Raw genomic sequence first — 22,745 nt, 5'->3', positions numbered from 1 at the left:
CAACGCTGGCCCCGCATATGGCGGGTTCAATTGCCGGCGCTTTCGTGCAAGGATGCCTGCCGAAACGCCCCCACCATGCCCCCAAGAAGAGGTTAACGATGGTCAATCGCATGCAATTCTACATCGACGGCGCCTGGGTCGATCCCGCCGTCAAGAAGTCCACCGCCGTGGTCAATCCCGCGACGGAAGAGGCGATGTACGAGGTTGCGCTGGGCTCCAAGGCCGACGTGGACAAGGCGGTTGCCGCCGCCAAGCGCGCCTTTGTAACCTTCTCCCAGACCAGCCGTGAAGAGCGTGTCGCGCTGCTCACCAAGGTCATCGAGATCTACAAGGGCCGCATCAAGGAGATCGGCGCCGCCGTGTCCGACGAGATGGGCGCGCCGCTGCCGATGGCCGAGAAGCTCCAGGCCGGCGCCGGCCTCGGCCATCTCATGACCACGCTCGACGTGCTCAAGAACTACCATTTCGAGGAGCCGGTCGGCACCGCCATGGTGCTGCGCGAGCCGATCGGCGTGGTCGGCATGATCACGCCCTGGAACTGGCCGCTCAACCAGATCGCCTGCAAGGTCGCGCCCGCGCTCGCGGCCGGCTGCACCATGATCCTGAAGCCATCGGAGTTTACCCCGACCTCGGCGCTGATCTTCGCGGAGATCCTCCATGAAGCCGGCGTGCCGAAGGGCGTGTTCAACCTCGTCAACGGCCTCGGCCCCGAGGTCGGCGCCGCCATGAGCGAGCACCCCGACATCGACATGATCTCCTTCACCGGCTCGACTCGCGCCGGCATCGATGTTGCCAAGCGCGCGGCCCCGACGGTGAAGCGCGTCAGCCAGGAGCTCGGCGGCAAGTCGCCGAACGTCATCCTCGAAGGCGCCGACCTCACGAAGGCGGTGACCGGCGGCGTGATGCACATGTTCAACAACTCCGGCCAGTCCTGCAACGCGCCCTCGCGCATGATCGTGCCGCTGTCCAAGATGAAGGACGTCGCCGCGATCGCGAAGGCCGTCGCCGACAAGACCAAGGCCGGTGATCCCCGCGCCGAAGGCACCACCATCGGCCCGGTCGTCAACCGCGGCCAGTGGGACAAGATCCAGGGCTTGATCAAGAAGGGCATCGACGAGGGCGCAACGCTCGTCGCCGGCGGTCCGGGCCTGCCCGAGGGCGTCAACAAGGGCTTCTATGTCCGTCCGACCATCTTCGCCGACGTCACCCCCGACATGACGATCGCCCGCGAAGAGATCTTCGGACCGGTGCTGACCATCATCGGCGCCAAGGACGAAGCGGAAGCCGTGCACATCGCCAACGACACGCCGTATGGCCTCGCCGGATACGTCACGGGTGCCTCGGTCGAAGACGCCAAGCGCGTCGGCCGCCAGATCCGCGCCGGCAACGTCAACCTCCAGGGCGTGCCCAACGACCGCACCGCGCCGTTCGGCGGCTACAAGCAGTCCGGCAACGGTCGCGAGTGGGGCAAGTACGGCCTCGAGGACTTCCTCGAAGTGAAGGCCGTTGCGGGCTTCAACGCGGCGTAAGCTTTTTCGCCTGAACGAATGACGCCGGAGCGGGAAACCGCTCCGGCGTTTTCTATTCGTAGCCCGCATGGAGCGAAGCGTAATGCGGGAACGGTCCCCGGATTACGCTTCGCTCCATCCGGGCTACAGGGCGGTGCGAAGCACCTATCCCCCAACCGCGCCTTGCGTATTCACATACAGCGCGTAGATCGACTGGCTCGCCGCCATGAACAGGCGGTTGCGCTTGACGCCGCCGAAGCAGAGATTGGCGCAGCGCTCGGGCAGCGCGATGCGCCCAATCATCACGCCGTCGGGCGCGAACACCACGACGCCGTCGAGTTCGGGATCGCCCATGCCCCAGCCGCACCAGAGATTGCCGTCGATGTCGACGCGGAAACCGTCGGGCGTGCCGGGGCCGGCATCGACGAAGACGCGCTTGTTCGAAAGCTTATCGCCGGAAGGCGAGACGTCATAGGCGAGAATTTTGCGGGTCGGCACGCCGCGGGATTCGATGAGGTAGAGGATTTTCTCGTCCGGCGAGAAGGCGAGCCCATTCGGCCCGAGCACACCCTCGGCCACGATGGTGGCTTTGCGGGTCTCCGGGTCGAGCCGGTAGACGTTCATGTCGATCTCGGGCTCGGCTTTGTAACCCTCGTAATTGCCGAGCAGGCCGAAGGTCGGGTCGGTGAACCAGATCGAGCCGTCCGATTTAACAACGACATCGTTGGGCGAGTTCAACCGCTTGCCGTTGAATTGATCCATCAGCACGGTGATGCTGCCGTCATACTCGGTGCGCGTCACGCGCCGGCCGCCATGCTCGCAGGTAACGAGCCGGCCCTGCCGGTCGCGCGTGTTGCCATTGGCGAAATTGGAGGGCTTCCGGAACACCGAAACCGCGCCGGTCTCTTCCTCCCATTTGATGATGCGCTGGTTCGGGATGTCGCTGCAGAGCAGATAGCGCCCGTCGCCGAACCACACCGGACCCTCGGCCCAGCGCAGGCCGGTCGCGAGCCGCTCCACCGCCGACAGTTTCAGCCAGTATTTTTCGAAGCGGGGATCGAGCGCCTTGATCGCGGAGTCGGGGTAAGAGGTCGCCGGCCGCCAGCCCGGCCGTTCCTGGGTGTGGGACGATGCCTCATTCATGTCGGTTCTCTCGTTTCGTTCCCTCTGGACAATCCTGCTATCATTAGGGACACGTGACGGCAAATCGGTCACCAACGGTGAGGGAAGACATGCCGCGTATTTTGATGACGGGAGCTTCGGGCGGAATCGGCACGAGCCTGCGAAAACTGCTGCCGCCGATCTATCCGGATCTTCTGCTCTCCGACATCAAGCCGCCTGTCGATCTCGGTGCGAACGAAAAATTCAAGGCGGCGGACCTCGCCGATCTCGCGCAATGCGAGGCGATCTGCGAAGGCGTCGACGGCATCATCCATTTCGGCGGCTATTCGGTCGAAGGCACCTGGGATCAGATCCTCCAGGCCAACATCATCGGCGGCTACAATCTGTTCGAGGCCGCCTACCGCAAGGGCGTCAAGCGCGTCGTGTTCGCCTCCTCGAACCACGCCGTCGGCTTCTATCCGCGCCACCACAAGATCGGCACCGACGTCACCCCGCGCCCCGACGGCCGCTATGGCGTCAGCAAGGTGTTCGGCGAAGCCGTCGGCGCGCTCTATGCCGACAAGCACGGGTTGAAGGTGACGTGCCTGCGCATCGGCAATTTCGGCGACATGCCGCTCGACCAGCGCCGGCTCGCGATCTGGCTGAAGCCCGACGACCTCGTGCAGCTCTGCCGCATCGGGCTCGAGCATCCCGACATCCATTTCGAAATCTTCTACGGCGCCTCCCTCAACGAGCGAGCCTGGTGGGACAACAGCCGCGCCTACGAATTCGGCTATCGCCCCACGGGCCGCGCCGAAGATTTCCGCGAGCACGCGATGGCCGAGCAGGCCAAGCTGAAGCCGGATCCGGTCGGCGACTATTTCCAGGGCGGCACGTTCTGCAGCATGGAGTTCGATGCCGACGCGAGCCGGATTATCGATTGGAATAAGCGCTGACGCCTGACGCGCGCAGGTGCGCTCCCTCGCCCCGTTCTTACGGGGAGAGGGTTGGGGTGAGGGGCGTTTCCGCGAGGACGGTGAAGTCGGGGCGCAGTACTCGACACCGTCATTGCGAGCGCAGCGACGCACTCCAGCGTCTTTCCGCGGCGGGATACTGGATTGCTTCGCTACGCTCGCAATGACGTGTTGAAGGAATGATGCCCGTCAGCAAGCATGTGACTCGCGGCGACCGCCATTGATCCAGATCAACCTCACCGCGGACATCATCCGGCTTTCGTTTCGTGCGATCGGAATTGAGAGCCACGACAATGAGAATCAAATTGTCAGCCGTCGCGATGATCGCGACGATCGTATCAGGCCCCGCGCAAGCTGCAGCGCTCACCGATGCCGAGGCGACGTTCCTAGACCAGCTGGTCATCGCCTCCGTGGTGCTCGAGCAGCGGTGCGACGGTTACGAGGTTGATGGCAGCAGCAGCGTTCAGCTCGGCGCCCGATTGCTCGGCAGTCCGGATGCGGCGATGGCCATGATCGACGCCTATGCTGCGGCCATCAAGGCCCGCGATGGCGAGAGCTACGATCCCCGCAAATTCCGTCCCGAGGTGTCCGATGCGGCCCGCAAAACCTTCAGGCGCGTCCGCACAGATCTGATCAGAAACCCGAAAAGGGCTTGCGCCGATTATGGCGAGGCGAGCATAGATCGCGGGCTACTGAGGCGGTACTGAATATCCGTGTGGCGTCACACGCTAGCGTCGCGTCTCCCCTCCAATCCTCGCCAGATAATCCTTCTTGCTGAACTGCATGTGATCCACGCACAGCTGCGCCAGCGCCCAGCTGTCGCGCCCCATCAGCAGCTCGATCATCATCTCGTGCTGGCGCCGCGATTGCGCGAGCCCTTCGCGGTCGGCGAGGTTCTTCGCGCGCATTGGCAGGGTCAGGTTCATGTAGTCCTGGAGCGAGCCCACCAGATAGGGATTGCCGCAGGCGGAGAACAGCGCGAGGTGGAAGGCGTCGTTGGCCTCGTGGATGCCGCGCAGATCCCGCAAATCGGCCTTCGCGCAATATTGCCGTTGCAGGGCGGAGAGCTCGTCGATCAGGGCTTGCGGCGCGGGCAGGGGGATCATCAGCGCGGCCTGCCGGGTCAGCATCTCCCTGACCTCGTAGATCTGACGGACCTCCTCGGCCGAATAGAACCGCACGGTCGCGCCGACATTCTTCTCGCGGCGGACGATGCCGCGGCGTTCGGCATCCACCAAGGCTTGGCGCACGAAGTGCCTGGAGGTGCCGTAGCGCGACATCAGCGCGTCCTCGGTGAGGCGCGCGGCGGGCGCGAGGCGGCCGAAGATGATGTCCTCCTCCAGCCGCGCGACGACGTCGTCCGGATCGTCGTGCCGGACCGGCATGCTGTCTGCGGTGCGAATGTCGGACATGCCCTCGGTCTCCCGGCGTCTGGCCGGCTCGTCCTGTGGAGCAGGGAAGTGGCAGATTGTCAATAATTCGAGACGAAGACGCGGCCATTAGGCGGAAAATGCGACCATATAGACCAAGCTTATTGACAATCGAGGCGCGGGCTGTACCACAATGGCAGGGTAAGGAGTGCCATGATGACGAGTGGTTTGCGCAAGGGTCTAACGAGCTATGGCGATGCCGGCTTCTCGCTGTTCCTGCGCAAGGCGTTCATCAAGGCCATGGGCTATTCCGACGACGCGCTGGAGCGCCCGATCGTCGGCATCACCAACACCTACAGCGACTACAATCCCTGCCACGGCAACGTTCCGCAGATCATCGAAGCCGCCAAGCGCGGCGTGATGCTGTCGGGCGCAATGCCGTTCGTATTCCCGACCATCTCGATCGCCGAGAGCTTTGCGCATCCGACCTCGATGTATCTGCGCAACCTGATGGCAATGGACACCGAGGAGATGATCCGGGCCCAGCCGATGGATTCGGTGATCGTGATCGGCGGCTGCGACAAGACGCTTCCGGCGCAGGTGATGGCGGCGATCAGCGCCGACCTGCCGACCGTGGTCATTCCGGTCGGGCCCATGGTGGTCGGCCATCACAAGGGCGAGGTGCTGGGCGCCTGCACCGATTGCCGCCGCCTCTGGGGCAAGTATCGCGCCGGCGAAATCGACGATGTCGAAATCGAAGCAGTGAACGGCCGCCTCGCGCCGTCGGTCGGCACCTGCATGGTGATGGGCACGGCGTCCACCATGGCCTGCATGATCGAAGCCATGGGCCTGTCGCTTCCGATGAGCGCGACGATCCCGGCACCGCATGCCGAACGTTTCCGACTTGCGGAAGCGAGCGGCAGGGTTGCCGCCGAGATGGCCAAGACCAAGGGACCGAAGCCGAGCGAGCTCTTGACGCCGGCATCTTTCAAGAATGCGCAGGTCGTGCTCCAGGCGATCGGCGGCTCCACCAACGGCCTGATCCATCTGACCGCGATGGCGCATCGCTCGCCACATCGGCTCGATCTCGAAGTGTTCGACCAGATCGGCCGCGAGGTGCCGGTGCTGGTCGACCTCAAGCCGTCGGGCGAGCACTATATGGAGCACTTCCATCACGCCGGCGGCGTGCCGAAGCTGCTGGCGCAGCTTGGCGACCTCGTCGATCTCGACGCCAAGACGATCTCAGGCCAGACGCTGCGCGATGTCGTCGCCGATGCGGAGGACGTGCCTGGTCAGGACGCGATCCGCTCGCGCGACAATCCGATCAAGACGGAAGGCGGCCTCGCCGTCCTGCACGGCAATCTCGCGCCGCGCGGGGCCGTCATCAAGCAATCGGCCGCGAGCCCCAAGCTGTTGAAACACACCGGCCGTGCCGTCGTGTTCGAATCCGTCGAGGACATGACCTTGCGCGTCGACGATCCCGATCTCGACGTCACCGCCGACGATGTGCTGGTGCTGCGCAATGCCGGCCCCAAGGGCGCGCCCGGCATGCCTGAGGCTGGCTATCTGCCGATCCCGAAGAAGCTCGCGCGCGGCGGCACCAAGGACATGGTGCGCATTTCGGATGCGCGCATGAGCGGCACCGCGTTCGGCACTATCGTTCTCCACATCACGCCGGAATCCGCCGTGGGCGGGCCGCTGGCGCTGGTGAAGAACGGCGACATGATCAGCCTGGATGTGGCCAAGCGCAGCATCGAGCTGCTGGTCGATGCAGCCGAGCTGGAGCGCCGGCGCGCTGCGTTGAAGCCGGCGGCTGCGCCCGATGAAGCGCGGCGCGGCTATGCCTGGCTGTTCAATGAGACCATCATGCAGGCCGACGAGGGCTGCGACTTCGATTTCATGCAGAGGACTGGGAAGACGACTGAGAAGGGTTGATCGACCACTCGATCGAGCGCTCAGACCGCACAAGCGGCGGGCGATACAACAGGGGGAAACGATGATTGCACGATCCATGCCAGGATTCTTACATGGGTTGGCGGCTGTGGCTGCCGTGCTGTTCGTGACCGTGGCGGGGGCACAGGAGGTGAAGCATTATCGCTTCGCCTACGACCAGCCGCGCAACACCGGCTATTCCATCGCGGGTGACCTCTTTGCCGACAAGCTCAAGGAATTGAGCAAGGGCACCATGATCATCGACCAGTATCCCGGCGCGCAGCTCGGGCAGGAGCCGCAGGTGCTCCAGCTCGTCAAAGCCGGCGACGTCGAATTCGCGATCATCTCCTCCGCCAACACCGCGACGATCTCGCCGCAGGCCGGCGTGATGTCCCTGCACTTCCTGTTCCGCGACGAGAACCACGTGATCAAGGGGCTGGCCGATCCGAAAGTGTTCGAAGCGCTCAAGACCCTGATCGACGAGACCACGCAGGGCCTGCACGTGATCGCGACGGGATCGCAGGGCGTGCGCCACATGTACTCGAAGCGGGAAATCCACAACGTCGGCGACGTCAAGGGCCTGAAGGTCCGCGTGCAGGCGACCGCGACCGAGGACACCATGTTCCCGGCCTATGGCGCCCAGACCGTGCACATGCCGTTCGGCAGCGTCTACACCAGCCTGCAGACCGGCGTCGTCGACGTCGCCGAGAACAGCATCAACGTCTACCTCGTCAACAAGCACTACGAGGTCGCGCCGGTCCTCAACATCACCGAGCACGAGGCCAACAACGCGCTGGTGTTCATCTCGGACAAGCTCTGGCAGAGCCTGTCGGCGGAGCAGAAGGGCTGGGTGCAGTCCGCCGCCAACGAGATCAGCACCAAGGAGCCGGCAAAGGCGTTCGAGCTCGAACGTACCGCGGCCGAGAAGTTGAAGAAGATGGGCGTGAAGATCGTCGACAACGTCGACAAGAAGACCTTCACGACGATCGCCGATCCCTATCTCGACAAGCTCGCCAAGGAGCTCGGCCCGCATGCCGAGAAGATCAAGGATTTGATCCGGTCGATCAACTAACGTGATGCCGGAAGACGGTGCGCTCCCTCTCCCGCTTGCGGGAGAGGGTAGGGGAGAGGGTGTCTCCGCGGAGTACCCCAATGAGGAGGCAGCCCTCACCCGGCGCTCCGCCATAGCCGAGGCTTCGCCTCGGCGTGTCCTAGAAGAAGGGCCGCCGTAGGCGGCCTATGCCTCTCCCGCAGGCGGGAGAGGTTCACTCAGCCAGCAGCCGCCGATTCGCACTAGGCCCGGGACGACGAGGACATTGATGGCCATCGCCGACAAACTGCTCGTGCAACGCCAGCGCCACCTGAAATGGCGCTGGCTCGACTGGCTCGAGCTCGCGCTGATGATCCTCTGCGGCGTGCTGTGCTTCGGGTTCTCGCTATCGGTGACCGCCGACATCGTGACGCGCACCATCGGTCATCCCTGGCTGTGGCTCCAGGAGGTGACCTCGACGCTGTTCATCTACGCGATCTTCGTCGGCACGGCGGCTGCGACCCGGCGCAACGACCACCTCTATCTCACCGCCATCTCAGAGGCCTTGCACGGCACCTCGCGCATGATCGTCGAAGTCATCATCCGCATCGTCGTGCTCGGGGTTGCGTTCTGCCTGATCTGGTACGGCTACCAGAACTATCTCCGCGGCTTCGGCAGCTTTCGCCTGCCGTCGGGAACACCGATCGCCTCGCTCTATGCAATCATCCCGCTGTCGGGCGTGCTGATCGGCCTGTTCACCATCGAGCAGCTGGTCAACGGCCTGCGCAACGGCTTTGATCATCCCGAGCCGCCTGAGGAAGATGGAACGCCCATCGTCACCGATGCGCAGCCGAGGGCGCAGCTATGAGCGCTCCTGTTGTCCTGGCGTTGATGACGGTCTGCTTCCTGTCGTTCGGCTATCTCGGCGTGCCGGTGCCGTTCTCGCTGATGGCCGGCGTCTTCATCGGCGCGATCCTGTCCGACGTCTCGCTCGCCGCCATCATCCAGAAGATCTTCGACGGCGTGGATTCCGAGGCGTTGCTGGCGATCCCGTTCTTCCTGCTGGTCGGCGAGCTCATGAGCTCGGCGAACGTGGTGGTGCGAATAGCCAACCTGTCGGTGTCGCTGGTCGGGCATATCAGGGGCGGACTGTCGCAGGTCGTGGTGGTCTTCAGCATGTTCTTCTCGGAAATGTCAGGCTCGACCACCGCCGACGTCGCCGTGATGAGCCGCGCGCTCGGTGGGCCGATGAAGCGCGAGGGCTACGAGCCCGCCTTCATCGCCGCCATCATCGCCTCGGCCTCGACCATTGCCGCACTGGTGCCGCCGAGCATCACCGCCGTGGTCTACGGCGCGGTCGGTAACGTCTCGATCGCCGGCCTGTTCATGGCGGGCGTCGTACCGGGCCTCATGATCGGCTTCGGCCTGATGATCTACTGCTACTTCTTCGGTCCCTCGGGCCTGCGCAAGCCGCGCGCCCCGCTTCGGCAGGTGGTGTTCGCGGCTGGCGATGCGGCCCTGCCGCTGATGATCCCGGTGATCCTGTTAGGGGGCATTTTGACCGGCTGGTTCACGCCGACGGAGGCGGGCGTCGTTGCCGTGGTCTGGATCGTGCTCGTCGTGATCCCCGCGCTCAATCGCGGGCACATCAAGAATATCCCTTACGATTTCTGCATTGCCGGACTGATCTTCTCGCTGCCGCTGGTCACCATCGGCGCGGCCAATGCCTTCGGCTGGATGCTCGCTTATCTGCGGGGCGCGAGCTACATCGCCGACGTTATCACCTCGATGGCAGGTAACGATCCGCATCTGATCATGCTGCTGATGGTGCTGCTCTTCACCATCGTAGGCGACTTCATCGAGCCGGTGCCGACCATCATCATCTTCATGCCGCTGGTCAACACGCTGACGGAGGCGGGTGACATCAATAGCGTCCATATGGGCGTGGTGCTGATCGCCACGCTCGCCTTCGGCCTGATCACGCCGCCTTACGGGCTGGTGCTGCTAATGGCGTCGAAATTCGTCGGCATAAGTTTCGCGAAAGCGCTACGCGCTGCGTTGCCGATCTATCTGGTGTTCCTGGGGACGATCGCATTCGCGATCTACTTCCCGAGCGTGGTGCTGTGGCTGCCGCAGAAGGTGCTGCCGGAATCGGTCGGCTGCTTCAAGTCCCCGGCGGGGACGGGCTATATCTGTCCTAAGTAACGACTTGCTCGATCCGCCATTGCGCCTGCTCGCGCACGTAACGGAACGGCGTGCCATGGCTATTCTTGAAGTAGCTGCCGCATAGCGCGTTCGCCATGCCCTGCATCACAGCGTCGTGGCAGACGAACAGCAAATTATCGTCGGGGTGACCGTCGAGCCAGGCCGAGACGCAAGCCAGCGACCGTTCCGTCATGGCGTCCCAGCTCTCGCCGTCGGCCGGCAGGATCGAGACGAGGCCCGTCGCCGACTTGACCCCGTGCTTGATCATGAGGTCGCGAACGGGTAGGCCCTCGAAGCTTCCGAAGTCGAACTCGATGATGCCGTCGTCGATCGCCAGCGGCACCGAGATCGCGGCCGCGATGATCTCGGCCGTTCGTGCCGCGCGGGCCAAGGGACTTGCAACGATTCGGCTGATGCCGGCGCCGCGCAGCATGTCCACGGCCTCGTGCGCCTGCCGGAGGCCGTCCTCATTCAGCGGATTGTCGGTCCGCCCCTGGAATCGTCCCTCGCGATTCCAGTCGGTCGCACCATGACGAAGGCCGTAGAACGTACGCGCTGGAGTCGTCACTTCGACTTGCTCGTGAACTTCTTCACGGCGGTGCGGAATTCTTCCGTGTTCATGGCCATGATGATCTTGTGCTCCTCGGCATCGAGCTGCTGCTTCACCGGCGTGGTGGCAGCCTGGTAGACCAGCTGTTTGGTGCCGGCGATCGCAGCCGGCGGGTTCTGCGCCAGCCGCTCGGCGAGTTGTCGCGTGGCCGCCTTCAGTTCGGCGGCCGGAACCGTCTTGGCGACGAGGCCCCATTCATAGGCCTGGCGCGCAGTAAAATTGTCCTCGGACAGGAAGATCTGCAGCGCCCGGCGGGAGCCGACTGTGCCGACGATGCCGACCGTCGAACCGCCGTCCGGCGACACTCCGATCTTGGCATAGGCGGGCGTGAACTTGGCGTCATCAGCGGCGATGCAGAGATCGGTGACGAAGGCGAGGCCCATGCCAGCGCCGGCGGCCGAGCCGTGGACGCTCGACAGCGAGATCTTTGGCATGCGCCTGACGATCTCGATGAAGGCGTGATAGTGCTTCAAGAGCTCGCCGACCACAGGTGTCACCGTGCCCGCTTCAGCGGCGGCACCAATCGTCTGCAGATCGCCGCCGGCCGAGAACGCACGGCCTTCGCCTTCGAGCACGACGACCCTGATGGGGTCAGCGGCTTCGATATAGGCCGCGAGCTGCTCGAGCTTCTGCGCGATCGCGAGGTTGATGGAGTTGAACGCGGCGGGACGGTTGAGCGTGATGGTCGCGATCGGGCCGTCGATTCGCAGCAGGGCGGGATCATCAGGCAGGGAGATGGGAGCTGGCATCTGAGAAAATCTCCGGCAGGGGTGGTTGCTGCAACTAAATCGCAGAAGGGCAGGGGTGACAATCCCCGGCCGCCGCCCTTGCGCGGGGCGAAACGATAGGCTCAAATGGGGCCGCCTTCGCCAAGAGACGGACACGAGCGCCGGCTCCTCGTAAGGCCAGCAACCAAAATCAGCGAGAGAGGAGACGACATGGGTTACGCTCGTGTCTTCCGGAAATGGGCCGTCCAATGAGCGACGGTCCGGTGATCATCGTCGGTGCCGGCCATGGCGGCTATCAGGTCGCGGCATCGCTGCGCCAGGCGGGCTTTTCCGAGCGCATCTGCCTGATCAATGACGAGGCGCATCTGCCCTATCAGCGGCCGCCTTTGTCCAAGGCCTATATCAAGGGCTCGGCCGGGCCGGAGAGCCTGATGTTCCGCCCCGAAAAATTCTACCAGGACCAGAAGATCGAGTTGATCGCGGGCCGCGCGGTGTCGATTGACCGCGCCAGCCACAAGGTGCTGCTCGCCTCGGGCGAGACGCTGGCCTACGGTCACCTCGTGCTGGCCACCGGCGCGCGCAACCGGCTGCTCGACCTGCCCAACGCCAATCTGCCCGACGTGAAATATCTGCGCATCCTCGACGAGAGCGATGCGCTGCGTGCGATCATGCCCTCGAAGACACGGGTCGTGGTGATCGGCGCCGGCTTCATTGGTCTCGAATTCGCCGCCACCGCGCGGATCAAGGGCCTCGAGGTCGACGTGCTCGAGCTTGCCCCGCGCGTGATGGCGCGGGCGGTGACGGCGGAGGTCTCGGAGTATTTTCAGGCGCGGCATCGCGAGGCTGGCATCCGCATTCACCTCGGCGTGCAGGCCACCTCGATCGAGGCAGAAGGCGGCAAGGTCACCGGGGTCTCCCTGAGCGACGGACGGCATCTGCCCGCCGACCTCGTCGTGGTCGGCGTCGGTGTGCTGCCGAACATCGAGCTTGCAGCTGAGGCCGGGCTGCCGGTCGCCGCCGGCATCATCGTCGACGAATATCTTTCGACGGCTGACCCTGATATCTCCGCGATCGGCGACTGCGCGCTGTTCGCAAGCCCGCGCTTCGGCGGATCGCTGCGGTTGGAATCGGTGCAGAACGCCACCGACCACGCCCGCTGCCTCGCGGCGCGGTTGACCGGCGACAAAAAGCCCTATGACAGCCATCCCTGGTTCTGGAGCGACCAGGGCGATGACAAGCTCCAGATCGCCGGCCTCACCACCGGCTATGACCGCGTCGTGCTGCGTGGCAGCGCCGCGAACAAGGCGTTCTCCGCGTTCTGCTACAAGGGTGAGACGCTGCTCGGTATCGAATCCATCAACCGCGCCGGCGATCACATGTTCGGCCGACGGTTGCAGGGCATGAATCGCTCGATCACGCCGGCGCAGGCCGCGGATGACAGCTTCGATTTGAAGAGCGCGCTGGCGTGATCAGCCAGCGCGGAGCACCGCCGCCACTTCCGTGGCCGTCGGCATCGACGGCCCCGCGCCCATGCGCTGCACGCTGATGGAGGCGGCGGCGTTGGCAAAGGCGAGGACGGCACGCAAGGGCACACCGTCAGCCAGTTGCGCGGCGAGCGCGCCGACAAAACAATCGCCGGCGCCGGTGGTATCGACCGCCTTCACGGCACGCCCGGGCACCGCGACCTCTTCGCGACCGGCAAGCGCGAGCACGCCGCGCTTGCCGAGCGTCACGCAGATGCTCTGGTCCGCGCGCGCCTGAAGCTTTCGCGCGACATCGAGGATTTTCGCGGGCTCGTCGCTGTCGGAGAGTTCAGCGCCGACGAGGAAGCCTAGCTCGGTCTCGTTCAGCACGAGGATGTCGACCAGCGCGAGCAGCTCACCGGACATCTTTTGCGCCGGCGCCGGGTTGAGCAAGGTTACGACGCCGGCCTCGCGCGCGCGGCGGAAGAACGCGGCAATCGTTGGCAGCGGAATCTCGAACTGGCTGACGGCGATATCGCCCTTCATCAGCGGCACGTCCGCGACATCATCCGCGCCGACCTGCGCATTGCTGCCGGGAATGACGACGATGGTGTTGTCGGAGGCCGCGACCGTGATGATCGCAGTGCCGGTGTGGGTGTCGGCGTCGCGCACCGAACCGAGATCGATGCCTTGCGCGCCGAGGAACGCCCTCAGCTCAGCGCCAAAGGAATCCTTCCCCAGCCGCCCGATCAGCGTGGTCCGGGCGCCGAGCCGTGACGCCGCCACCGCCTGGTTCGCACCCTTGCCGCCAGGAAAATACAGTACCTGCTGACCAGCAACGGTCTCGCCAACGCGCGGGTGGCGATCGGCGGTCGCCACCACATCCATGTTGATGCTGCCGGCGACGAAGACACGCCCCATAATTGCCCCTGTGGAATTTAAACCCTGACCTCGAACTCATGCCGGACCTTGGCGATGTCGACAAGCGTCGGTAGGCCGGCCTCGTTGCCGAGGCGCTGGATCTTGAAGGTCGAGGCCGCCCGGGCAAAATCAAAATGCTCGCGCCAGCTTTTGCCGGGGTGGGCGAGGTAGGAATAGACATAGGCGCCGTGGAAGACGTCGCCGGCGCCGTTGGTGTCGATCACGCGCTCGCGCGGGATCGGCATCGCCGGCATCACCTGCACCGTCCCGGTTTCGTCGTACCAGAGCAGGCCCTTCTCGCCCATGGTAATGCCGCCGATCCTGCAGCCGCGGCTCTTGAGATAGTCGAGCATCTTCTCCGGCGTCAAATCCATCTGCTCGCACAGGCGCTCGGCGACGATGGCGACGTCGATAAATTCCAGCAGCTCATGGGTGTTGGTGCGCAGGCCGCCGCCGTCGAGCGAGGTCAGAATGCCGGCCTCGCGGCAGACCTTGGCGTAGTGGAGCGCGGCATCGGGCTGGTGGCCATCCACGTGCAACGCGCGGCAGCCGCCGAGATTGAGCATCGGAAAGGGATGGATGTGCTCGTCGTCGCGGCAGCGGACGATGGCGCGCTTGCCGTCCTTGGGCATGATGAAGGAGAGCGAGGACTGGTTCACCTTCCGTCCGTGCAGCGAGATCGCGTATTTTGCGCACATGTCCTGGAACATGCGTCCCAGCCAGTCATTGGCCGCGGTGGCGATCAGGTCAGGCACGATGCCGAGCTTGGCGCAGCAGAACGCCGCCGTCACCGCGTTGCCGCCGAAGGAGACTGCGTAGTCCGAGGCCACGTGCTTTTCGTCGCCGGTCGGCATGTGGTCGGTGATGAAGACGACGTCGATATAGGTCTGTCCGATGAAGAGAGCCTGCATTGCTTGTCCGTCATGCGCTTTGTGGTCCAGGCCGGCCGCTTACTGTAGCACCGGTTCCGCTCAGGGATCGCTGAAATTATTCGCAAATTTGCCGCCCCAAGCGCTTGAGGTCAGCATGGGGCCGGAATACGACCATCACCGGGCAATGCCAAGCCCGGACAAACGCCGTGTTTCGGCGCATTGGTTCCAGGTCAATAAAAGGGTCGATCAAAAGGGGGACATATGATCACCGGCCTCGATCACGTCGTCGCTCTGGTCAGGGATATCGGTGCAGCCAAGGCGGCCTACCAGACGCTGCTCGCCCGCGCGCCGGCCTGGCAGAACTCCGGCGAGGGCGCCGACCGCGTGCTGTTCACCCTCGAGAACATGACGATCGAATTGATGGCGCCGAGCGGTTTCAGCGTGACCGCGGACCGGATGCGCGCGCTGCTCGACGACCAGGAGGGCATGCTCGCCAGCCTGTGCTTTCGTGTCGCAGACATGAGCAGGATGCACCGGCGACTGGAGCGGGTGGCCTTGAAGCCTGATCCCGTCACCGAGGTGGAGAGCAGCGACGCCGAATCGGGAGCCGTCCTGCATTGGAAGCGCACGCGCGCTGCCACGGAACTCACGCGCGGCGTGCGCATGTTCTTCCTCGAGCTTGCCGACGAGCGCCCGCTCTCGGTCGCGACCGACGTCGCGCCGATCGACGCGCTCGACCACGTCGTGGTCACCACCGAGGATTCCGAACGCGCCGCGGCGCTCTACGGCGCGCGGCTCGGCCTCGATTTGGCGCTCGACCGCTCGCACCAGGATTGGGGCCAGCTGATGTTCTTCCGATGCGGCGATCTCATCGTCGAGGTGGTCCGTCGGCCGGTTGCTGGCGGCGACCTCGCGCACGACCGGCTGTGGGGCCTGAGCTGGCGGGTCGCCGACATCGACGCCACGCGCGCCCGCCTGATCGCCGCCGGCCTCGACGTCACCGAGGTCCGCAACGGCCGCAAGCCCGGCACGCGGATCATGACGGTGCGGAACGGCACCTGCGGCATTCAGACGGTTCTGCTGGAGCGCTCGCCCAAGCCGGTGGATTAGGCGGCTCTTTCCGCTCGAAGACTCCCGTAGGGGTGGGCAAAGCGCAGCGTGCCCACGTCCTGCCTTTTTTGGCGAGACGACGTGGGCACGGCGCAGGCGCGCCTTTGCCCACCCTACGAAACCGGCTTGCTTGGCTTTCGCTGTCGCGAAACTATGCGGCGGCCCCCCCCTCGTGTTACACGCGTAGCCTGACCACCGCAGCGAGCACCCCGGTTTGGCGAAGGCGAAGCGAACTCTGAAATGGCAGCGCGATCCCGAGGGGATGCGGCTGCGCATTCTCGAAGCCGCCAAGCAGGAGTTTTCCGCTCACGGGCTCGCCGGCGCGCGCGTCGACCGCATTGCGGCCAAGGCCGGCGCCAACAAGCGCATGCTCTATTACCACGTCGGCAACAAGGACGAGCTGTACCTGGCGGTGCTCGAAGGCGCCTATGACAAGATCCGCAGCGAGGAGCGGGGGCTCGATCTCGAGCACCTCGAGCCGCCCGAGGCGATCCGGCGGCTGATCGAGTTCACCTGGAATTACTTCCTTCGCAATCCCGAATTCCTGTCGCTGCTCCAGACCGAGAACCTCGCGCGCGCAAAGCACCTGAAGAAATCGACCAAGGTCAAGTCGATGCACTCGCCCTTCGTCGAGATGATCCGCACCGTGGTGCGGCGCGGCGTCGACAGCGGCGACTTCCAGGTCGCGGTCGATCCGGTGCAGCTCTACATTTCCATCGCAGGGCTCTGCTTCTTCTACCTCTCGAACTCGGCGACCCTCAGCGTGATCTTCGGCCGCGACCTCTTGGACAAGAAGGCCAAGGACGAGCGGTTGGCGCATATGGTCGGCCTGGTCCTGGCCGCGCTGACCGGGCAGTCCTTCGCGTTGTTCGAGATCCCGAAAGCGCCGAAGTCGCGCGCCACGGTGGCGCAGACGGTTTAGGGCGGTCCGCTCGTTGGTGGATGTAGCATCCACCCGTTTTCTCAATCTCCGCCGTTATTGCCCGCTTTCACTGATATGACGTCGCAAGTGGAGCGGTCTCGTGCCCCGGACGCAGCGCAGCGCGTCTTCGCGGTGCGCTGCAGAGCCGGGGCCCATGGATCGACGGGACGCGTGGCTCCTGGGTCCCGGCTCTGCGCAGCAACGCAAGAGCGCTGCAGCGCGTCCGGGACACGGAGGCGACCGTTCCATTTTCAAAGCACCTCGGAACCGCCGCAAAACGCCACAGTAAATCCTCTGGACAGTATTTATCCAACGGGTTAATTTCTCTCCAGAACGAAGAAGAATGCCGGGAGTGAAAATTGGCTGAGCTGAAGCCGCAAGGTGCGGTGTCCAAGGTGCTGAATGCGGCCTGGGTTCGGCCGTTCCTGTTCCTGGTCTTCATCGTCGTGGCCTGGGATGTTGCGATCCGGCTGTTCAGGATTCCTGCCTACCAGATACCGGCGCCTCTCGATGTCGTCGCCGTCCTGCGGACCGAGTGGCCGGAACTGCTGCGCCAGTCCTGGCCGACGACCTATGCGACCGTCTGCGGTTTCGCGCTGTCCGCTCTGTTCGGCATTCCCGTCGCGATGCTGATCGCGGGCTCGAAGACGGTGGAGAGCTACGTCTATCCGCTGCTGGTGTTCTCGCAATCCGTGCCCAAGATCGCGATCGCGCCGCTGTTCGTGGTCTGGTTCGGATTCGGTATCATTCCAAAGGTCATCTCGGCGTTCCTGCTCGGCTTCTTCCCGGTCGTGGTCTCGGCCGTGCAGGGCTTCAAGTCCGTCGATCCTGACATGGTCGATCTCGCCCGCGCCATGCAGGGCAGCCGCTTCCAGGTGTTTTGTGCGGTGAATCTGCCGCACGCACTGCCTGCGATCTTCTCCGGCCTCAAAGTGTCGGTGACCCTCGCCGTCGTCGGTGCGGTCGTCGGCGAGTTCGTGGGGTCCAATTCCGGCATCGGCTACGTGATGCAGCGCTCGATCGGCACCTTCGACCTGCCGACGATGTTCGCGGCCCTCGTCATTCTCGCGCTGCTCGGCGTGATCCTGTTCTGGATCGTCGACCGGATCGAGAAGCTGGTCATTCCCTGGCATGTCAGCCAGCGCGAGGACGTGATTTTCGCTTCTTAACTCAAGCACAAACGGCCACCAACGGCCGAAGCAACAACGGCAAGGGAGAGTGACGATGAAGCGGTTGATTGGGGCTGCATCAGTGGCGCTGATGGTGTTTGCGGCCATGCCGGCGCAAGCGGCCGACAAGGTCGTGCTGATGCTCAACTGGTACGTCTATGGCGAGCACGCGCCGTTCTATTACGGCAAGGCCAAGGGCATTTACGCGGCCGAAGGCATCGACCTCGAGATCCAGGAAGGCCGCGGCTCGGCTGCGACCACGCAGGCCGTCGCCGCCAAGACCGCCGATTTCGGCTATGTCGACGTTCCCACCATGATGCGTGCCGCAATCAAGGGCGCGCCCGTGGTTGCAACCGGCGTGCTGCTGCAGACCTCACCGATGTCCGCCATGGGTTTTGCCGACAAGAACATCAAAAAGCCCGAGGACATCAAAGGCAAGACGGTGGCGATCACGCCGGCCGATTCCATGACCCAGATCTGGCCGCTATTCCTGAAGAAGACCGGCCTGAAGGAAAGCGACTTCCAGACCGTCGCAGGCGACGGCCAGACCAAGCTCAATGCGGTCATCAACGGCCAGGCCGATCTGTTGCTCGGCTACGTCATGGACCAGTCGATGAAGATCAAGGACGCGACCGGCAAGGACGTCTACCCGATCAAGTTTGCCGACTACGGCATCAACATGGTCTCCTCGGGCATCATCGCCAACGCCGACTATGTGAAAGCCAATGCCGATCTCGTCCGCCGCTTCATGTCGGCGACGACCAAGGCGGTCGAGGCCGCCGAGAAGGAGCCGAAGGCGGCGGCGCAGTCGATCCTCGATGCCAACCCCAAGGGCGGCAAGATCGACACGCTGACGCAGGGCTTTGAGCTGACGATTCCGCTGTACCGGACCGCGGAGACCAAGAGCAAGCGGCCGTTCCAGGTCACCGACCAGAACATGACGGAAACCGTCAATCTGATGGTCGAATATGGCGGGCTCGATGCCAAGGCCAAGGACAACCCGAAGGCCTTTTACACCAACGACTATCTGCCGAAGAGTGGCTCGTGAGCGATCATTCTCCGCTGTCGTCCCTGCGAACGCAGGGACCCATAACCACCGGGCTTGATTGTTGCCGAAGGTCTCTCCCTGCGTACCCGGACGCGCCGGCACGGCGTATGGATCCCTGCGTTCGCAGGGACGACGGGGGGAGAGAGCTGCGATGAACCCCGCGACCAAGCCCATCGACGTGCAGCCCGCAGCGCATCTGAGGCTGGTGAGCGACCGGGCTGCCGGTGATGCCTCGGGCATCAATCTCTCCGGCGTGTCCAAGACCTACCGGACGCGCGACGGCGACGTGCCGTCGCTGCGGCCGCTCGATTTTGACATCAATGACGGCGAGTTCTTCGTCGTGGTCGGGCCATCCGGCTGTGGCAAGTCCACGCTGCTCAAGCTGATCTCGGGCTTGCTGCCGCCGACGTCAGGCGAGATCCTGGTCGAGGGCGAGAAGGTAACGACCCCGCACGGCAATGTCGGCATCGTCTTCCAGAACGCGTTGCTGCTGCCCTGGCGCAACATCCTGTCCAACGTCATGCTGCCGATCGACATGAAGCGGCTGCCGCGGGACGAATATCTTGCCCGTGCCAAGGCGCTGTTGAAGCTGGTTGGGCTCGAAGGCTTCGAGAAGAAGCTGCCCTGGCAGCTCTCCGGCGGCATGCAGCAGCGCGCTTCGATCTGCCGCGCGCTGGTGCACGATCCCAAGATCATGCTGATGGACGAGCCGTTCGGTGCGCTGGACGCGCTGACCCGCGAGCGGATGAATGTCGAGTTGATGCGGATTCAGCGCGAAACCAGGAAGACGGTGCTCCTGATCACGCATTCGATTCCGGAAGCCGTATTCCTCGCCGACCGCGTCCTCGTCATGACCGAGCGTCCCGGCGCGGTCGCTGCGATCTACGACGTGCCGCTGCCGCGCCCGCGCTCGCTCGATGTGATGGCCGACCCGGTGTTTACGGAGCTCGTGCAGCGCATCCGCAAGCACTTCTTCTCGCAAGGGGCTTTGGATTAGGTGGGTATGGAGTTCTCTGAACGGACCATATGCACGGTGCGCTCCCTCCCCCGCCTGCGGGGGAGGGTCGGGGGAGAGGGTGTCTCCACTCGCGAGAACCCCCCAGAGGAGAAAACCCTCACCCGGCACTTCGTGCCGACCTCTCCCGCAGGCGGGAGAGGTGCACCGCACCCGTGGCCAAACCTCGCTTACCAACTTCGCCAGGCCGTAGCACCATGTCACCCCGCCTGAAGCTGCGAGACATCGCCTTCTTCGAACGTCCCGTGCAGTTCGCGCGGCCGTTCCGCTTCGGTGCGATCACCATCAATGCGACGCCGCAGCTGTTCGTGCGGGTCGAAATCGAGGTCGAGGGCAAGGGAAGCGCCGTCGGCGCAAGCGCCGAGCTGCTGGTGCCAAAATGGTTCGACAAGCGGCCGGAGCTGTCGCCGGCGCAGACGGTGGACGAGTTGCGCCGTTCGTTGGAGATCGCGCGCGAGCTTTATTTGGCGGAGACGAGTTTTCGGCCGGCGTTCGGTCTGCATGCGTCGTGCATCAGCGTCCAGGTCAAGACGTGTGCGGACGAGAATATTCCGCCACTTGCAGCGGGCTATGGTCCGGCGGAAATCGACAAGGCGATCCTCGACGCGCTGCTGCGCTCGGTTGGCGCCAGTTTTTTCGATGGAATGGCCGACAACATCGCAGGGATCGACGGGCGGATGTCGCTCGATCTGACCGGCGCCGAGATCGCCAGGTTTCTGATGGGGCGGACGCCTCTGCCGCGGGTTGCCATCCGGCACACGGTCGGCCTCGATGACAAGATTGAGGGCGAGGGCGGTGTAGCGGACGTGCGCGAAAACGCTGGGGCGCGCTATTTCAAGCTCAAGCTCTCGGGCGATCCGGAAGCAGATGCGGCTCGACTGGTCCGCATCGGCAACGAGCTCGGCAAATTGGAGCGTGACTACAAGGTCTCGCTGGACGCCAACGAGCAGTACGCCGACCTCGCCGCCTTGCGTGCATTGATCGGTCGCCTAGATGGCGACGCAGCGCTGCACGGAATCTCGACCCGGCTTCTCTACATCGAGCAGCCAATGCCGCGCGATATTACATTCCAGACAGCTCTCGGGTCGCTCGCCACGCGTGACTTCATCATCGACGAAGCCGATGATTCCTACGGAACGTTTTTGGCGATGAGGCCGCTCGGCTATCGCGGCATCTCCTCGAAATCCTGCAAGGGTCTCTACAAATCGATCCTTAACGCGGTCCGCGCCGCGCAATGGACTACCGGCGCTGAAACGTTCTTCGTGACCGGCGAGGACCTCACTTGCCAGGCCGGCCTTGCCGTGCAGCAGGATCTCGCGCTCGGCGCCTTCCTGGGCGTCACCCATGCCGAACGCAACGGCCATCACTATGTCGACGGCTTCGGCGAGACGCCCGCCACTGAAGCGCGGGCCTTCGCGGCCGCGCATCCCGATCTCTATGCCGATGCCGGGCAGGGCATCCGCCTCTCCATTCACGACGGCGATCTCCTGACGGGATCGCTTCACGCAACGGGCTTTGCGACGTCGGTCCATCCGGACTGGTCGGCGCTCCGCCCGCTCGAACAGCCAAGATCACTTCAGGAGCATTTGACATGACCACCCAACGCCTCGGCCTCATCATGAACGGCGTCACCGGCCGCATGGGGCTCAACCAGCATCTGATCCGCTCGATCGTCGCGATCCGCGAGCAGGGCGGCGTGCGCCTGAAGAACGGCGACCGCGTGATGCCCGATCCGATCCTGGTCGGCCGCAGCGCCGAGAAGGTCGAGGCGCTCGCCAAGCGCTACAACATCACGCGCTGGACCACGGACCTCGACGCGGCGCTCGCCGACAAGAACGATACCATGTTCTTCGACGCCGCGACCACGCAGGCGCGGCCCGGCCTGCTGACCCAGGCCATCAATGCCGGCAAGCACGTTTATTGCGAAAAGCCGATCGCGACGAATTTCGAAGAAGCGCTCGAGGTCGTGAAGCTTGCGAACGCCAAGGGCGTCAAGCACGGCACGGTGCAGGACAAGCTGTTCCTTCCCGGCCTGAAGAAGATCGCGTTCCTGCGCGATAGCGGCTTCTTCGGCCGCATTCTCTCGGTGCGCGGCGAGTTCGGCTATTGGGTGTTCGAAGGTGGTTGGCAGGAGGCGCAGCGGCCGTCCTGGAACTACCGCGACGAGGACGGCGGCGGCATCATCCTCGACATGGTCTGTCACTGGCGTTACGTGCTCGACAACCTCTTCGGCAACGTCCAGAGCGTGGTCTGCATCGGCAATACCGACATCCCCGAACGCTTTGACGAGCAGGGCAAGACGTACAAGGCGACCGCGGATGATTCCGCCTACGCGACCTTCCAGCTCGAAGGCGGCGTCATCGCGCACATCAACATGTCCTGGGTGACGCGCGTCTATCGCGACGATCTCGTCACCTTCCAGGTCGACGGCACGTTGGGCTCGGCGGTCGCGGGGCTCACCGACTGCATGATCCAGGCGCGGCAGGCTACCCCGAGGCCGGTCTGGAATCCCGACGAGAAGCGGCTGCACGATTTCTACGGCGACTGGCAGAAGGTGCCCGACAACGTCGCTTACGACAACGGCTTCAAGGAGCAGTGGGAGATGTTCATCCGCCACGTCTACGAGGATGCGCCCTACAAGTTCACGCTGCTCGAAGGCGCCAAGGGCGTGCAGCTCGCCGAGTGCGCGCTGAAGAGCTGGAAGGAGCGGCGCTGGATCGACGTCGCGCCGATCAAGGTCTGAGGTCCGCAGGAAGTAAGTGTTGAT

General features: G+C 64.2%; 21 protein-coding genes. 15 read left to right on the top strand and 6 right to left on the bottom strand.

The features are described 5' to 3' along the window. Positions 1-98 precede the first annotated feature (98 nt). A complete protein-coding gene (locus tag AABA86_RS27985; RefSeq protein WP_338309132.1) occupies positions 99-1,529 on the top strand; it encodes an aldehyde dehydrogenase family protein in 1,431 nt (476 codons plus the stop codon). 144 nt (positions 1,530-1,673) lie between these two features. On the opposite strand, the gene AABA86_RS27980 is transcribed toward AABA86_RS27985, so the two are convergent. Beyond that, the gene (locus AABA86_RS27980) at positions 1,674-2,651 is read right to left on the bottom strand and encodes an SMP-30/gluconolactonase/LRE family protein (protein WP_338309131.1); all 978 of its coding nucleotides are present in this window, start codon (positions 2,649-2,651) and stop codon (positions 1,674-1,676) included. Positions 2,652-2,740: 89 nt separating this feature from the next. On the opposite strand from AABA86_RS27980, the gene AABA86_RS27975 reads away from it, so the two are divergent. Beyond that, positions 2,741-3,565, top strand: coding sequence for an NAD-dependent epimerase/dehydratase family protein (locus tag AABA86_RS27975; protein ID WP_338309130.1), 825 nt, complete (start codon positions 2,741-2,743; stop codon positions 3,563-3,565). Positions 3,566-3,876: 311 nt separating this feature from the next. Continuing rightward, positions 3,877-4,290 carry a hypothetical protein gene (locus tag AABA86_RS27970; protein ID WP_038947021.1) on the top strand — a complete coding sequence of 138 codons (414 nt, stop codon included), beginning with the start codon at positions 3,877-3,879 and terminating at the stop codon, positions 4,288-4,290. A 21-nt stretch (positions 4,291-4,311) separates the two neighbouring features. Here the strand turns inward: AABA86_RS27970 and AABA86_RS27965 are convergent, their stop codons facing one another. Beyond that, positions 4,312-4,995 (bottom strand): GntR family transcriptional regulator, encoded by a 684-nt coding sequence (locus AABA86_RS27965; protein ID WP_038947022.1) that lies wholly within the window; start codon positions 4,993-4,995, stop codon positions 4,312-4,314. Positions 4,996-5,169: 174 nt separating this feature from the next. Here AABA86_RS27965 and AABA86_RS27960 point away from each other — a divergent pair, with 174 nt between their 5' ends. The 4 genes from AABA86_RS27960 to AABA86_RS27945 all read left to right on the top strand — a co-directional run bounded on the left by AABA86_RS27960 (position 5,170) and on the right by AABA86_RS27945 (position 10,120). Beyond that, the gene (locus AABA86_RS27960; RefSeq protein ID WP_212247973.1) at positions 5,170-6,888 is read left to right on the top strand and encodes an IlvD/Edd family dehydratase; all 1,719 of its coding nucleotides are present in this window, start codon (positions 5,170-5,172) and stop codon (positions 6,886-6,888) included. A 61-nt stretch (positions 6,889-6,949) separates the two neighbouring features. Continuing rightward, positions 6,950-7,957 (top strand): TRAP transporter substrate-binding protein, encoded by a 1,008-nt coding sequence (locus tag AABA86_RS27955; RefSeq protein ID WP_338309129.1) that lies wholly within the window; start codon positions 6,950-6,952, stop codon positions 7,955-7,957. A 247-nt stretch (positions 7,958-8,204) separates the two neighbouring features. After that, positions 8,205-8,783: a TRAP transporter small permease gene (locus tag AABA86_RS27950; RefSeq protein WP_338309128.1), complete on the top strand. Its 579-nt coding sequence runs from the start codon at positions 8,205-8,207 to the stop codon at positions 8,781-8,783. After that, a complete protein-coding gene (locus AABA86_RS27945) occupies positions 8,780-10,120 on the top strand; it encodes a TRAP transporter large permease (RefSeq protein WP_038947027.1) in 1,341 nt (446 codons plus the stop codon). The genes AABA86_RS27950 and AABA86_RS27945 overlap by 4 nt, the downstream gene beginning before the upstream one ends. On the opposite strand, the gene AABA86_RS27940 is transcribed toward AABA86_RS27945, so the two are convergent. Together AABA86_RS27940 and AABA86_RS27935 are read right to left on the bottom strand one after the other, a co-directional pair. Next, on the bottom strand, positions 10,113-10,688 hold the full coding sequence (locus AABA86_RS27940; protein WP_038947028.1) for a histidine phosphatase family protein: 576 nt from the start codon (positions 10,686-10,688) through the stop codon (positions 10,113-10,115). The two genes, AABA86_RS27945 and AABA86_RS27940, sit on opposite strands and share 8 nt — an antisense overlap. Beyond that, positions 10,685-11,479, bottom strand: a complete 795-nt coding sequence (locus AABA86_RS27935; RefSeq protein WP_338309127.1) for an enoyl-CoA hydratase/isomerase family protein — start codon at positions 11,477-11,479, stop codon at positions 10,685-10,687. Before AABA86_RS27935 ends, AABA86_RS27940 begins: the two co-directional genes overlap by 4 nt. Positions 11,480-11,706: 227 nt before the next feature. Between AABA86_RS27935 and AABA86_RS27930 the strand changes: the two genes are divergently transcribed. Beyond that, on the top strand, positions 11,707-12,927 hold the full coding sequence (locus tag AABA86_RS27930; RefSeq protein ID WP_338309126.1) for an NAD(P)/FAD-dependent oxidoreductase: 1,221 nt from the start codon (positions 11,707-11,709) through the stop codon (positions 12,925-12,927). Here the strand turns inward: AABA86_RS27930 and rbsK are convergent, their stop codons facing one another. Together rbsK and AABA86_RS27920 are read right to left on the bottom strand one after the other, a co-directional pair. Beyond that, entirely contained in the window at positions 12,928-13,842 is a 915-nt protein-coding gene (rbsK, locus tag AABA86_RS27925) for a ribokinase (protein ID WP_338309125.1), read from the bottom strand. 17 nt (positions 13,843-13,859) lie between these two features. Further along, a complete protein-coding gene (locus AABA86_RS27920; RefSeq protein ID WP_038947033.1) occupies positions 13,860-14,753 on the bottom strand; it encodes a sugar kinase in 894 nt (297 codons plus the stop codon). Positions 14,754-14,975: 222 nt separating this feature from the next. On the opposite strand from AABA86_RS27920, the gene AABA86_RS27915 reads away from it, so the two are divergent. From AABA86_RS27915 to AABA86_RS27885, 7 genes are all read left to right on the top strand, one after another. Then, entirely contained in the window at positions 14,976-15,824 is an 849-nt protein-coding gene (locus tag AABA86_RS27915) for a VOC family protein (RefSeq protein ID WP_338309124.1), read from the top strand. 214 nt (positions 15,825-16,038) lie between these two features. Continuing rightward, a complete protein-coding gene (locus AABA86_RS27910; RefSeq protein WP_338309123.1) occupies positions 16,039-16,746 on the top strand; it encodes a TetR/AcrR family transcriptional regulator in 708 nt (235 codons plus the stop codon). A gap of 359 nt (positions 16,747-17,105) precedes the next feature. Next, complete coding sequence (locus AABA86_RS27905; RefSeq protein ID WP_338309122.1) at positions 17,106-17,915, top strand: ABC transporter permease; 810 nt, start codon at positions 17,106-17,108, stop codon at positions 17,913-17,915. Between the two features lie 55 nt (positions 17,916-17,970). Beyond that, positions 17,971-18,963, top strand: coding sequence for an ABC transporter substrate-binding protein (locus AABA86_RS27900; RefSeq protein WP_338309121.1), 993 nt, complete (start codon positions 17,971-17,973; stop codon positions 18,961-18,963). A 151-nt stretch (positions 18,964-19,114) separates the two neighbouring features. Then, positions 19,115-19,960 carry an ABC transporter ATP-binding protein gene (locus AABA86_RS27895; RefSeq protein ID WP_338309120.1) on the top strand — a complete coding sequence of 282 codons (846 nt, stop codon included), beginning with the start codon at positions 19,115-19,117 and terminating at the stop codon, positions 19,958-19,960. 215 nt (positions 19,961-20,175) lie between these two features. After that, the gene (locus AABA86_RS27890) at positions 20,176-21,573 is read left to right on the top strand and encodes a hypothetical protein (protein ID WP_338309119.1); all 1,398 of its coding nucleotides are present in this window, start codon (positions 20,176-20,178) and stop codon (positions 21,571-21,573) included. Continuing rightward, complete coding sequence (locus AABA86_RS27885) at positions 21,570-22,721, top strand: Gfo/Idh/MocA family protein (protein WP_338309118.1); 1,152 nt, start codon at positions 21,570-21,572, stop codon at positions 22,719-22,721. Before AABA86_RS27890 ends, AABA86_RS27885 begins: the two co-directional genes overlap by 4 nt. The last annotated feature ends 24 nt before the right edge of the window (positions 22,722-22,745 follow it).

Source organism: Bradyrhizobium sp. TM233 (assembly GCF_036247965.1).
GTDB lineage: Bacteria > Pseudomonadota > Alphaproteobacteria > Rhizobiales > Xanthobacteraceae > Bradyrhizobium > Bradyrhizobium ottawaense.
This window is presented reverse-complemented; position numbering and strand designations above follow the sequence as displayed.